Annotated in this window: 11 protein-coding genes; 7 read left to right on the forward strand and 4 right to left on the reverse strand. The window is 41.7% G+C overall.

The window, feature by feature from the left end:
- The first annotated feature begins 91 nt into the window (after positions 1 to 91).
- Positions 92 to 2,404 carry a methyl-accepting chemotaxis protein gene (locus L1D15_RS03195; protein ID WP_239874648.1) on the forward strand — a complete coding sequence of 771 codons (2,313 nt, stop codon included), beginning with the start codon at positions 92 to 94 and terminating at the stop codon, positions 2,402 to 2,404.
- Between the two features lie 107 nt (positions 2,405 to 2,511).
- Here the strand turns inward: L1D15_RS03195 and L1D15_RS03200 are convergent, their stop codons facing one another.
- Positions 2,512 to 4,641, reverse strand: coding sequence for a TonB-dependent hemoglobin/transferrin/lactoferrin family receptor (locus L1D15_RS03200; RefSeq protein WP_239874649.1), 2,130 nt, complete (start codon positions 4,639 to 4,641; stop codon positions 2,512 to 2,514).
- Between the two features lie 257 nt (positions 4,642 to 4,898).
- Here L1D15_RS03200 and L1D15_RS03205 point away from each other — a divergent pair, with 257 nt between their 5' ends.
- Positions 4,899 to 5,789, forward strand: coding sequence for a LysR family transcriptional regulator (locus tag L1D15_RS03205; protein WP_239836335.1), 891 nt, complete (start codon positions 4,899 to 4,901; stop codon positions 5,787 to 5,789).
- Between the two features lie 18 nt (positions 5,790 to 5,807).
- Here L1D15_RS03205 and L1D15_RS03210 read toward each other — a convergent pair whose 3' ends face one another.
- On the reverse strand, positions 5,808 to 8,489 hold the full coding sequence (locus tag L1D15_RS03210) for a bifunctional acetate--CoA ligase family protein/GNAT family N-acetyltransferase (RefSeq protein WP_239874650.1): 2,682 nt from the start codon (positions 8,487 to 8,489) through the stop codon (positions 5,808 to 5,810).
- A 219-nt stretch (positions 8,490 to 8,708) separates the two neighbouring features.
- Between L1D15_RS03210 and L1D15_RS03215 the strand changes: the two genes are divergently transcribed.
- Both L1D15_RS03215 and L1D15_RS03220 read left to right on the forward strand, forming a co-directional pair.
- On the forward strand, positions 8,709 to 9,278 hold the full coding sequence (locus L1D15_RS03215; protein ID WP_239864081.1) for an SPOR domain-containing protein: 570 nt from the start codon (positions 8,709 to 8,711) through the stop codon (positions 9,276 to 9,278).
- A 158-nt stretch (positions 9,279 to 9,436) separates the two neighbouring features.
- On the forward strand, positions 9,437 to 10,426 hold the full coding sequence (locus L1D15_RS03220; protein ID WP_239874651.1) for a D-alanine--D-alanine ligase: 990 nt from the start codon (positions 9,437 to 9,439) through the stop codon (positions 10,424 to 10,426).
- On the opposite strand, the gene L1D15_RS03225 is transcribed toward L1D15_RS03220, so the two are convergent.
- The gene (locus L1D15_RS03225; protein ID WP_239874652.1) at positions 10,423 to 11,379 is read right to left on the reverse strand and encodes a tyrosine-type recombinase/integrase; all 957 of its coding nucleotides are present in this window, start codon (positions 11,377 to 11,379) and stop codon (positions 10,423 to 10,425) included. The two genes, L1D15_RS03220 and L1D15_RS03225, sit on opposite strands and share 4 nt — an antisense overlap.
- 98 nt (positions 11,380 to 11,477) lie before the next feature.
- Here L1D15_RS03225 and L1D15_RS03230 point away from each other — a divergent pair, with 98 nt between their 5' ends.
- The 3 genes from L1D15_RS03230 (at position 11,478) to L1D15_RS03240 (ending at position 13,004) form a co-directional block, all read left to right on the forward strand.
- Entirely contained in the window at positions 11,478 to 11,849 is a 372-nt protein-coding gene (locus L1D15_RS03230) for a DUF3319 domain-containing protein (RefSeq protein ID WP_239874653.1), read from the forward strand.
- Positions 11,850 to 11,854: 5 nt separating this feature from the next.
- Positions 11,855 to 12,166: a stress response translation initiation inhibitor YciH gene (gene yciH, locus L1D15_RS03235; RefSeq protein ID WP_239864086.1), complete on the forward strand. Its 312-nt coding sequence runs from the start codon at positions 11,855 to 11,857 to the stop codon at positions 12,164 to 12,166.
- A gap of 301 nt (positions 12,167 to 12,467) precedes the next feature.
- The gene (locus tag L1D15_RS03240) at positions 12,468 to 13,004 is read left to right on the forward strand and encodes a hypothetical protein (RefSeq protein ID WP_239874654.1); all 537 of its coding nucleotides are present in this window, start codon (positions 12,468 to 12,470) and stop codon (positions 13,002 to 13,004) included.
- Between the two features lie 496 nt (positions 13,005 to 13,500).
- On the opposite strand, the gene L1D15_RS03245 is transcribed toward L1D15_RS03240, so the two are convergent.
- Positions 13,501 to 13,650, reverse strand: coding sequence for a YoaH family protein (locus L1D15_RS03245; protein ID WP_239838959.1), 150 nt, complete (start codon positions 13,648 to 13,650; stop codon positions 13,501 to 13,503).
- Positions 13,651 to 13,714 lie beyond the last annotated feature (64 nt).

The following is a 13,714-nucleotide window of genomic DNA, read 5'->3' on the forward strand; positions in this document are numbered from 1 at the left end:
CACTAAATGCATATAAATCGTACGTCAGCTGGCAAGACTCTTCTGAATAAACACAGAGGCGGAGATGGAGTTTCCGCAAAGAGGTTCGGTTATGAAGATTGCCACTAAAATAGTTTTGGCTTCAACCTTGTTATGTAGTATTGCCGTTGTTGCAACAGGGATTTTTGTAGGGTGGAGAGCGTCAGTACTCTCAGAACAAGCACTGTTTCAACGTGCCGTTAGTCAGCTTACTTCCATTCGAGAAAACAAAAGAAGTGAAATAGAAAATTACTTCCAACACATACGTGGGCAAATGTTGACCACAGCCAATTCCATTGGTGTCAGGGATGCGATGGTGGCGTTTAAAGACACATTTGAGCGTTATCCTGTTGAATCTGTTAGTGCCAGTGACTTATCTCGCCTTAGCAATTATTACACATCGAGTTTTGGCACAACCTATCGAACGGCGAATGGCGGAAACTCTGCAAATGAAATGCAGAAGTTGAATAGATTGTCACCGAGAGCAAAAGCACTTCAAGCTCGTTACATTGGTGTCAACCCAAATCCACTAGGCGAAAAGCATCAAATGATGGCAGACTCACTGGGTACGGAATACGATGAAGTGCATCGTAAGTACCACCCAAGCATCAAAGGCTTTTTAGAAGAGTTTGGTTATTACGACATTTTCTTAGTCGATCCTAGCGGCAACGTTATTTACTCGGTGTTCAAAGAACTTGATTATGCGACAAACCTTAACTCTGGCCCATATGCAGGTAGTGGTATCGCCAGAGCGTTTAAAGGGGCGCTAAATTTGGGGTCTTCTCAATATCACCTTGAGGACTTTGCGCCATACTTTCCTTCATATGAAGCGGCAGCCTCCTTTATTGCCACTCCCGTCAGAGTGGATAATCAAACTATTGGTGTACTGATCTTCCAGATGCCCGTCGATAAGATTAACGGCATTATGACCTTTGAGGAAAACTGGAGTTATGCTGGACTCGGTAATTCAGGAGAGACCTATCTTGTGGGGCCCGATCATTTGTTAAGAAGTGAATCTCGCTTTCTTATCGAAGACCCTGCCCAATATATTAAGGAGCTAGAAAGCTCAGGTGTGTCTAGCTCGATAATTGATCAAATACAAGGTAAGTCTTCAGCGATTGGCCGTCAGATGGTGGATACGGATAGCGTTAAAGCAGCATTCCGAGGGCAAAGTGGTTCTAATGTGATTAATGATTACCGTGGTATAGAAGTTTTGTCGGTGTATTCTCCTCTAGATGCTGCGGGATTGCAGTGGGCTATTGTGACTGAAATAGATAAGGCAGAAGCGTTAGCGGATTTGGATGCACTTGTTCAATCCAAATTTACGACTGTGATGACCAGTATTGTTGTAGGTGTAATAGCGGCCGTATTAGTTTCATACTTCCTTGGTAATAGTATTGCGCGACCTATACGCATTGCGAGTGAGAAAATACAAAAAATCAGTCGTGACAATGATTTGACAGAACGGCTCGAGGAAGGTGGTAAAGATGAAATGGCTGAGCTGGCGATGTCCCTCAACTCTCTCTTTACTCACTTACAGGATATTATTCGTAAGTTTGCTGAGGCGACCGAAAACCTCAATAGTAATACTCAAAGTATGACAGGCAATATGAACAGTACTCGAGCAGCCGTTCAGGATCAGAATCACAGATCGGAGTCAGTAGCGACCGCGGTAAACGAAATGAGTGCTTCAATTGCTGAGGTGGCACAGTTTGCGAGTCGAGCGGCTGAGTTTGTTAAGAATGCGAACGATACAGGCAGTGAAGGGGTAACTGTCGGGCGTAATTTGGGCTCAGAAATCTCACGTTTAAACGAAGAAATGCAGACCGCTGTCGAGGCAATTGGTCGTTTACATCATGAAAGTAACTCCATTGCTGAAGTATTGGATGTCATACAAGGTATTGCAGAGCAAACAAATTTACTTGCTCTCAATGCTGCTATTGAAGCGGCAAGGGCGGGGGAACAAGGCCGCGGTTTTGCTGTGGTTGCGGATGAAGTCCGCTCCCTAGCTGGGCGTACTCAATCATCAACAGAAGAAATACGTGAGAAGATTGAATCTTTGCAACGTGAAACTAATGATGTATCGAAGAGTATAGAAAACGCTAATAGCACGGTTTCACAAGGAGTAGATACGTGTGACCAAAACGCAGTCATGCTGGAACAGATCGTGACCATGCTGAACGATCTTAATGAAATGAATGTGCAAATTGCGGCAGCAACCGAAGAGCAAAGAGCAGTGACTGATGAGATCAGTGGCAGTATTACCTCTATCGCAGATGCATCTTCAGCGGTATCGAGCCAAGTTAGTGATGTGGATAATGTTCTTCAGGGCTTGTCTTCACAGGCTGAGCAGTTAAATGCGGAAGTTTCTCAGTTCAAATATTAGCTAGCCATAAGTAAAGCCATCGCTCTTACCTCTGTTAAAGCAGAGTATCCAGCGATGGCTTTTGAGAGTTTAAATTAAGCTCTTAATGACTTAGTAAAAGGCAGGTTTTAAAATTCGTACTTAGCAGTAATGGCCCAGTTGCGACCTGCTTGAGTGTCATCAGCATACAGCGCGCCTTCACCTCTCACATCGCTCCATTTCCAGTACTTTCTATCTGCTACATTGAAAAGGCCGGCTCTCAATGTGAGGTCTTGCATTGGGCGATAATACGCTGTTAGATCGATAATGGTTGCACTTGGTGTTCCCACTTCATCAGGCGTTCTCGTACTATCATCAGGGTCAATGTTAATGTCCGATAGTTTTTTCTCAGCGTAGTAGTTCATTGCAATACTGGTACCCCATGTTTGGCTAGGTGCATCGTAATCCAATGACGCGACAGCATTCCACGGGTTTACTGAATTAAGCGGCTTGTTCTCACCATCTTCACCTTCAGTGTAGCTAGCGGCAAAGTGAGTAGAGATACCCTTAGGTAGTTCGAACACTTCACTGATGGCAATACGGCTTGAGAACTCAATACCTTTAATTGTAGCTTTACCAACATTTTGATGCTGATACTCAGATGAGCCAGAGCCAATGTCTACAACGTCAATGAAGTTTTTGTAGTCGCTATAGAAGACGGCGATTTCTGAACGAGAGAAGTCATTCGTATAACGATAACCGGTTTCGTACGTGATACTTTCTTCAGCTTCCAAATTTGGGTTAGGTACGTTTGTGTAGCTATGTCCAGGCATCGAGTAGTATAACTCTTCAAACGTTGGGGCTCTGTGACCTTGGCTTATTTGAGCAAACACCTTAGATGTATCATCTAAAGAATACACAGTGCCGAGACGTGCAGTAAGCGCTGAACTTGTGTTCGTTTCATAAGTTTGGCCTGAAGGTATACCTTCAGTGGAGCTATCAGGCTTAGTTTCAAATCTATCCCAACGTAGACCTGGGGTTACAATTAACTTATCTTCAAGGAATGAAATCTGATCTTGAACGAACAATCCAATTCTGGTTTCGGTTGCATCAGGTTGATAAAAGTATATCGATGTTTGGTCATTGTTAGAGCGATCAATGATTTTGTTGTAGTTGGTAATGTCCTTATTGGTATAAGCCAGACCGTACGTAAAAAAGTGCTCAGAAGATTCAAGTGATAGGTATTTGTTTACCTGCAAGTCTGCTTGAATACCTTTATCTTCATAAGAATAATCTTTTATTTCATTTACAACACTACCAAAAGAAGTTCCAACACGGTCAGTCACATTATTTTGTTCGTGAGATAGCCACGTAAGCTGCGATGTTACCGAGTCGGCAAGTTTCGTGCTGCCTTCCCAAATATGTTTGAGGCTTATGCGTGAACGTTCGGTAGTATCGTCACTGTTGAAAGTAGGGAATGACGAATGTTGGATATCACCTTTACTATTCTCGTTAATGAACTCACCAGTAAACTCTATTCTGTTTGCGGTATCTATTTGATACTGAACCTTAGCCAAAACATTGTCAGCTTTAGAGTCTAAGTCTTTTGGTGAGTAATCCTGATAGTCGCCATTAGCAAAATTGTCTGTCAAGCCTGCATCGTTTCGAGTATATGCAACGAGTGTTTCTAGATCACCACTGCGATTAGCCAGAACCACATTTTCAGTGAAAGAATCATTACGAGAAGCAAAGCCTAATTTTGCTTGCCCTCCAAACCCATCTCCTTCACCAAGGAAATCACTTGGGTCTTTAGTTTGGAACGCAACAATACCGCCAATACCATCAGAGCCATATAAGCTTGAAGCTGACCCTTTAACCACCTCAACCGCCTTAATCATGTCTGTATCTAAGGCAATTCGACCGGAAGAGATGAATGTGTAGGATTGGTCATACATATAGGGTTGTGCGACACCATCAACCAAGATATTAATACGGTTACCTTCCATACCTCGGATGTTAATTTGTTGGATTCCCATTCGTCCATCTGAAATGACGTCTACACCCGGTGTATATTTCAGTACATCATCAATGTTAGATGCTAATGTTTTATCAATTTGATCATCTGTAACCACAGAGACTGAACCTGCCACATCTTCAAGTTGCTGTTCTGTGCGTGAAGCGGATACCACGACCTCGTCAAATAATGCATACTCTTCAGCGTGCGCGTTCGAGGCAAGAGCGAGTATAATTGAAGCTGATAATAATGATTTTTTATACATTGTTGTAATTACCTTTAAATCCACAATGAGGCTTATGTTTGGGACGGACAGAACTCTATAGGATCTAAATGATAATTACTATCGTTCGTATTATTTAATCGTGTTGCTTATTTTACCGATCTTCGTGTTAATTAATTAAAAGTCTTTTTAATACAGTCGGATAAAAATTTTATTTACAATTGTAAAGATTTATTTAGTACGCTGGAAATGTGATTATTTTCGCTAATCATTAATTTATATTAATAGGAATAACAGCATTGCAAAGTCCAATTACTCTAGAAGCCATGCATATTCTCGATGCAATAGATCGCAGAGGAAGCTTCGCAGCAGCAGCGAATGAGCTCGATAGAGCACCTTCATCGCTGAGTTATCAGATACAGAAACTTGAACAAGATCTAGACATCATGATCTTTGACCGCTCAGGGCACAAAGCGAGTTTCACCAGTGCCGGTAAGCTAATTCTTGAAAGAGGGCGAGCCATTTTAGCCGCGACTGAAAAGCTAGTTAATGATGCCAGTGTGCTTGCTAATGGCTGGGAGTTAGATATCACACTCGCTTTTGATGGGGTGATTCCGGTACAGCACTTTTTCCCTATGGTAGAGGCTTTAAGCAATGTCAGTTCAACACGTATTCGGCTACAAGAAGAGATTCTTGCCGGTTGTTGGGAGTCACTTGATGAAAGTCGATCTGATCTGTTGGTCTGCCCAAAACCAGAAACGTTACCACTTGATGTGAAAGCGGAATCGATTGGTTCATTGAAAATGATTTGGGTCGCAGCACCGAATCATTATGTCCATAAACGGAACGGCCCATTCGATGAAGCAGCAAGAGCTAAGTATCGAGTCATCGCAATTGCTGATACCGCACGAGAACAACCAGCTATAAGCGTTAACATCCTTCAAAGACAACCAAGGCTAACCGTGAGCAATCTACCGGCCAAAGTTAAAGCTCTGCAATCCGGCTTAGGAATCGGAACCCTGCCGCAATCGGTGGCAAAGCCTTTAATAGATGATGGAACGCTAGCTAAGATCTCAGATACGGAAACGTTTGATATAGACATCATACTTGCTTGGAAAAGAAACCAAATGGGTGAAGCAAAATCATGGTGTATTAAGTATCTTAAGAAAAATTGGATGCTTAAAGAGTGATCCAAGCTCGTTGCTGGCTTACTGAAGCGGGAGCACCATGTCAGCGACGCCATCTTCAAACTGAACATCAAGTTTGAACCCGAGTTTCTGTGCCAACATCAACATTCCCCTGTTAGTTGGCATGGTCATACCCGACATTTGCTGAGTTCCTTTGTGGCGACAGTAGTCTATGATTTTGTTCATCAAAATCTTACCTAGCCCTTTTCCTTTGAGGTCAGATCGAATCAAAATCGCAAACTCAGCATCTGTATTTTCAGGGTTTATCAATGCACGAGAGACACCGATGATTTTCGGTTGCGAATCATAGTCAGCTACGGCAACAAACGCCATTTCTCGGTCGTAATCAATTTGCGTCAAGTTAGCTAGAGCCTCGTGGTTAAACTCTCCTACATCACTAAAAAAACGCTTGTACAGATCTTCTTTAGATACATTACGAATAAAATCTGCATGGCCAGGTTCGTCTTCAGGAAGGATAGGGCGTAATAGGATGACTTCACCATCTCTTAACTCAATTTTTTCTTCATACTCAACTGGGTATGGGCGAATAGCTAACCGTTTTTGAGCATCACCTTGATATTGTTTGAGGATTAAATCTGCATCGAGAATGGTAAAGCTATCTCCAACTGCAAGGACTGGATGGATATCCAGCTCGTGAACTTGAGGGCAATCCACGACCATTTGTGATATCCGAACTAGAAGTTCAGACAGCCCTTGGATATTCATTGGTATGGGTAGCTTTTGCAAGCGAATTTTACCGCTCTTTATTGCCCTGACGATCAAATAGCGAGCCAGTGTCATGTTGAGCGGTGGGAGCGCAGACGCCGCATCGATAGACTCATCCCACTCTGAACCGCCTTGCCCAATTAAAATCACAGGGCCAAATGTCTCATCGGTTTTGACTTTGATACGTATCTCTTCGCCACCTGCAAGTTTTGCCATGCCTTGAACCAAAAGGCCATGCACATGAGCAGAAGGATAGGAAAGCTTCGTTCTGTCGAGAATCGCTTGTGAAGCACTGGCGACTTCATGACTATTACGTAAGTTGAGCATAACCCCTTGTACATCAGACTTATGGGCAATATCTGGAGATCGGAGTTTTACCGCGACAGGGTAACCAATTTGTTCGGCAACGTGAACCGCTTCACTGGCATCAGAAGCAATCCAAGTGGGTAAGACATTAAAATCAAAGTGCTTAAGAAATTGCCCAATTTGGTGAGTATCTAGTGATACTGTTTCTTTATCCAGTAATTTGCTGTTTATCCATTTCTTGGCTTCATTTAACTCTCTAATATGCACTGGTTCTGCAGTGGTTGGTGTCTCCATCAATTGTTTTTGATTTCTCCTATACTCAACCAAGTGCATGAATGCAACAACGGCACTTTCGGGCGTTCGGTAGGTTGGAATTCCTGCTTGAGTAAATATTTGACGGGCAGGCCGCGCCGTAAGTTCACCGGACCAGTTAGTGAGTATATTAAATCGTTTATGCCTAGGGTGCGCTTTAATTGCTTCCACGATAGCCATCGCCGTTTTCTCGGAGTGGGCGATAGCAGAAGGGCTATGCATAATCAGAATGGCATCAGCACAGTCGCTATCCATTAAAATATTGAGTGTATCAATATAACGCTGAGGTCCTGCATCACCCACTAAATCAATCGGGTTATTGTAACTCCAACTGGAAGGTAATACGCCACTGAGCTGTTCTATCACTTCGTCTGGAAGAGCAGCTAGTTTCCCGCCACGGACTAGCAGGGTATCAACGGCCATGATTGCGGGACCGCCACCATTAGTGATAATGGCAAGGCGTTCACCACGAAGTGGGACTGAATGAGTCAGTGTTTCTACTGCAGCAAATAGCTCATGTGAGTTGTTTACCCTTAACATACCGGTACGGCGAATTGCTGAGTCATAAATAATATCGAGGGTATTGTCTCCACCAGTGTGGGCTTGAGCGGCTAACCGACCTGCTGACGTTTTACCTCCTTTCAATACCAAAATTCGACGATTTCGAGATGCCGCGCGAGCTGCAGACATAAATCGTCTTGCGTCTTTTATGGTATCGACGTAAAGCAGTATAGCTTCCGTATGAGCATCAGTACTTAGGTGATCGAGCAAATCTGCAAAGTCTATATCGAGGGCATTACCAAGAGAGATAAAAGCAGAAAAGCCAATGTTTTTGTCATTTGCCCAATCGAGTATAGTGGTGCACATCGCTGCTGATTGAGAGATAAAAGCAATTTTCCCTTGCTGCGCAGTGACCGGCGAAAATGATGCGTTAAAATTGATCCAAGGTAGGATCATACCAAGGCTATTAGGACCTAATACTCGCATATTGGACTGTTGAGCGACCGTAAGACAGGCTTCCTGAATACTACAACCATCGTCAGTAGCCAAATGCATATCTGCAGAGAGAACAATAACCGTTTTTACTTTTTTCTCGGCAAGCTGCCTGAAGAGTTCTAAATTCCGGCTCGCGTTTGTACATAAAATAGCGACATCTGGTGTAATGGGAAGTGAATCTATATCTTTATAAGCAAGAACACCACACACTGAGCTATAACGTGGAGTGACGGGCATAATTGCACCTTCGAACCCGCCTTGAAGAAGATTCTTCATAACGATATTGCCTGCTCGCATCGCTCTGGTCGAAGCTCCAACAACAGCGACTGACTTTGGTTTAAGTAAGTAGCTTAGACTATTCATTTATGCACTCCGACATTCAACGTTTAAGCTAATATTAACCAAGCACTTAAACGAATTCAGAGATAATTAGGCGTTGTTTTAATCAGATCACCTGACGTGACTCCGACTTTGTGCCATGTGTCACAGTGTATTGATATATAATTAGAATGTTGGGTTGATTCTAATCCTATCTAACGGCATGATTTACAGTAATTTCTACAAAAGGCATTTGAAGAATTCATGAAAAAAATCGCAATAGTTGGCTTATCAGTGGTGCTTTCAGCGTGTGTATCGAGTGATTACGTAACTGACGTGTCCTCTGAAAGCTATCGTGAGGATTACAAAACAGCGGCAGTAGAGAAGCCGATTGTTTCAGAGCAAGGCGTTACCAACGGCGTCACGGAAGAAGCGGTTAAGACTGTAAGGCCGATGGCTGAGAAGCAAATGACTAACATGCAACCTCAGAAGAAGGCTAAGCCAGCAGTCGCGATTATCCCACCAACTGCAAAACAAAAAGCGATGAACCCACGTTATGGTTTCACGATTCAGGTTGTTGCGGTTGGCAGCCAAACCAAAGTGGACCAGTTTGCACGTAAACTACCACGTGATGGCGAGCCAGTGTGGGAAAACTATAAAGTCGTCAACGGCACAAAGTGGTACACAGTCCTTTACGGAGACTACGCCACTCGCGCTGATGCGAAGAAAGCCATTTCAAAACTTCCTAGTGACCTTCAGGATATGAAACCTTTCGTTAAGAGTATTGATGCGATTAAGAACTCTGAGTTCCCAACGCTGAATAAGCTTAACTAATTTCATAAAAAGGGGCATCAGCCCCTTTTTTAATGGGTATTAATCCATCAAACAAACTGTCAGAACGGTCATAATTCGGTTAAATCAATGAATCCTTGCCGAGTTTTTATTATGATTAACTCTACTAATCCCTCTGTTATTTCATGGAAAGATCCTTAATGGCGAATACAACAATTTTACTACTTTGTGGTGGCGGTTCGGCTGAGCATGAAGTGTCGCTCGTTTCAGCAGATTTCGTACAATCCCAACTTGAGTTAACACCTGAATTTGAGGTGATTCGAGTAGAAATGAAACCTGAAGGTTGGTATCAAGGGGAGCAACTGGTTTATCTCGATACAAACGCTGGAACTTTGAACTCTGAAGTAAATGCAACAAAATTGGATTTTGTTGTGCCATGCATTCATGGTTTTCCGGGCGAAACAGGTGATATCCAATCGATGCTTGAGCTTACAGGTATTCCTTATTTAGGTTGTGGCCCTGAAGCCAGTGCGAATAGCTTTAACAAGATCACGTCGAAACTTTGGTACGACGCTCTTTCCATTCCAAATACGCCATATATCTTTTTGTCTGAGAACAATAAGTTAGCATATGATCAAAGCTTAGCGGCGTTCGAGCAGTGGGGTAGTGTATTCGTTAAAGCAGCAAGACAAGGTTCTTCTGTTGGCTGTTATAAAGTGACAGAAAAAGCTCAACTGCAAAGAGCAATCAATGATGCGTTTGGATACTCAGATCAAGTCTTAGTGGAACAAGCCGTCAAACCCCGCGAGTTAGAAGTTGCAGCGTATGAATACAAAGGTCAATTGCATGTGACTCCGCCGGGAGAAATTAAAGCGCCGGAAGACACATTCTATTCATACGAAGAGAAATACAGTGCAGATAGCCATTCAACAACAGATGTTGAAGCGACGGATCTGACTGACGATCAACGAATCATTATCCAACAGGCTTCTGAAAAAGTGTTTAGACAGATGAAACTTCGTCATTTGTCTCGTATCGACTTTTTCCTTACTCCGGATGGTGATGTGTATTTGAATGAGGTCAATACTTTTCCAGGTATGACACCGATTTCGATGTTTCCTAAAATGGTCGAGCACAGCGGCTTAAAATTCTCCGAGTTCCTTGCAGATTGTGTAAGACGCTCACTTTAGTCCCACGGTTTAAAACGTTTAAATATCATCATTTCTGCTTCTGCGGTGACCTTATTTCCCAAGTATTGATAAGGCATCGCAGGGCTTAACCATCGGCCATAGTGTTGAATATCCACCGTCTTTATCCCTTTGCGTGACATTTCCTTCACGGCTCCAACTCTCAATGACTGACCTGAGAATTTGACGTTTAATTTTAGCTTGTCACTTGCTGATCTCAAAATTCTATAAATAGAAGAATCATTCAATTGGTCAGTACTAATATTTCCATGCTTATCAATGGCACTAAACAAAAATGTATTCTGTATAGGTAGCGTCTTCAACCACTTTGATAAATATTTGTAAGCATTATCTGTAAGTGTGTAGGTTGAGTCTCCAATAAAAACAAGACAATCATTCGTTCCTAGTTTAATGTTGTTTCGAGTTAATTGTTTCAGCTCTGAACGCTTTAGCATGCACTCAAACATTAAGTGATAAATCGCTAGGTCACGTACTACCTTGATTGAAGGTTTCTTGTCGAGCTTTTCTGTCAGCTGATCAAGGTGCTGCCGTTCAAAAGGGATTGCAGGGCTTGCATCACCGGATTTCTCGATTCTTAACTGAGATAATGATTGCTGAACATTAGAATGACTTGTTGGGTCACTCATTGCTAGCGTTTTATGAACAAGTGAAATGGTTACAGTGTAACGTCTAAGGGTTGAGTATTTTCTTTGAGCAGACTCTCTTTCCAAAAAAAGACGTACAGCCGCCGTAGAAGCGGGAAGAGTATTAACCGATTTCCTCCTGCAATAATCAGAAAATAAATTCCAGTCTTTTGTTAATGCTAACAGAGAGTTATGTGCGTATTGACCATCTGTGAGTGAATTCATCATGTCTATGCTCACAGATTGAGTAAACAGTTTAATGAATCGATTTCTTGTATCTAAATCTGTGATTACCCTAATATTTTTCTTCATTCAAGCGCACTATAACAGAATTATCCTTACCCAATATACTTGATTAAGGGCGATATACAATTATTATTAATTTAACTTATTACTAAAATAAAGTGACTATGGCTGCTGCGACATATAGAGGTTTTACCCTCAAAACTGCTGGAAGTTCTACTGACATATGGCAAGTTCAGATCAAAAATCATGTTTTGTCTGGAAGCATGCCAGCAGTAAAAAAGAGTATTGATTGGTTTTGCGATACTGCCACAATAATTGATCCCAAAGAGTTTGGTTCCTTGGGAAATAAAAAACAGGCAGAAGGTAATCCAGCACAAGAGAACTTTCATGGCTACACTATAAAAAACGATACTGGTGAACCTAACGCTTGGTATTGTTTCTTTAACGGCAAGCTCATTAAGGGTGGGAAGCTTGCGATCCAGAAGCATATAGAGGCATACTTGCTGGCTAAACAAAAAGCCGAACAGAAGAAGTAGTACTTATGAGTCTTGTTTATTCCACAGAAGTTGGCCGAATCAAACCTGAAGATGAAAAGGTTCAACGACCCAAAGGTGATGGTATTGTTCGTATCCAGCGACAAACCAAAGGGCGCAAAGGCAAAGGCGTGTGTATTGTATCTGGGTTAGATTTGGATGATGCACCACTTAAACTATTAGCCGCAGAACTGAAGAAAGTGTGTGGATGTGGAGGCTCTGTAAAAGATGGCAATATCGAAATTCAAGGTGATGCGAGAGAGAAAATAAAGGCTCACCTTGAAAAGAAAGGTCATACAGTGAAACTCGCTGGCGGTTAAGGACAACTAATAATGGTTTGTTAATCTCTGATTAAACAAACTGTTTATTAGGTATTTTATGGTAAATCTGATTATGTTTAATTTGAGAAATACCATATAACAGAAGAGAGCGCTTAAACAGGCGCTTTCTATTTTTAGATTTGATTTAACATAACACATATAATGCGCACTAAGGGCTTGTAGGCGCAATTTACTAATGTCCAGTTTGAGCCATTAAAAAATCCGCCTCCACATCTGGTACTTATCATACAGCTCATGCGAAAATGCTATGTGTTCATGTAAAGCTGAAACTGATTAATCAATGAAATTACTCGCTCTCTCTCTTTCTCTTCTTCTTTTATCTGGCTGTTCTACCACTACTAGGGATGGTTTATCATTTATTGAGAACGTTGAGTATGAGCATGTTATTGGCGTACCAAGTACTAACAAAAAGAATGTGATGTTTACCTATAGTCGCGAAGGCAAGAAAGATCGAACTGTGGTTTTAAATATCGATTTTGAACCAGTCGTAATGCGCTTTAAGCTTTGTGAAAACAATGGCCAATATGATGGTTTGAGTGATGCTGATATCAGTGTAATTTCAAAGCTCACCATTAACTGTGACTCGTGGGTTGCAATCCATCCACTCGAAAATGATAAATATCTTCTTTCCTACGAACTGAACCTGTTGTTAGGGTTTCAACCAAAGTATATCGACGGCAAGAAAGTTCTCGAGCCTATTATGAAGAAACTTGCCCAGTATAAGGCTGTTTATCGTCCTGACTCAGTCGCGTATCCATTAAAAAGATACTCTAATGATAAGTTAGTTGAATCTACGTTCGTTGATTTCAATTTATAGCGAGCGTTTGATGTCCGCCCCCACAATGTTTAGATATTAAATTATCTGCCTTTTATCTCGTATTTACCTCTTATGATCACAGCCAATAAGTGACACTGTATCTTTTTATAGTGAAGTCAAACTAGAGCTTCCTGTCATATTACAACTTATCATTTCTACGCCCAGAGATCGGACTCTAACATTTCTTTCTAATCCAAATATTCCAAAAGCTATCTGTGACACCATAACTCATAAGAACAAAATGCTATGGAATAGTGAGCGCTTACAGATAAAAGGTTACTCTTTGTAATTAAATTACAACAAAGGGGTGTACCACTTTGTTGTGGAGATGAATATCTCATTCTAACTCATTGTATTTAAATAGCTTAATGTGAAATTCTCATTGCTTAATCGTGTGATTCATTTTGGCTCAAAGATAATTTCCTATGAAAAATATGTTTGCAGTGTAAATAAAAAGAGAGCAGTTTCCTGCTCTCTCCTATATAAATAAACAGCTCTACTCTTTTGGCTTTGCTTGCTGTCTGATTTCCTCAGCGACAATTTTGATGGCTTCTGCTGTACTTATCCCCTGTGCCATTAGCTCTTGGATTTTTTCAACAGCTTTTTGTTGTTCATGGTGAGATAGAGGTGGGAAATCATCTAGCATAAAAAAAGGCTCCTATTTACTTAGGAGCCGACTATATTATGATTTCTTTATTATCACCAGAACT

Source organism: Vibrio sp. Isolate25 (genome assembly GCF_022398025.1).
Lineage (GTDB): Bacteria > Pseudomonadota > Gammaproteobacteria > Enterobacterales > Vibrionaceae > Vibrio > Vibrio coralliilyticus_A.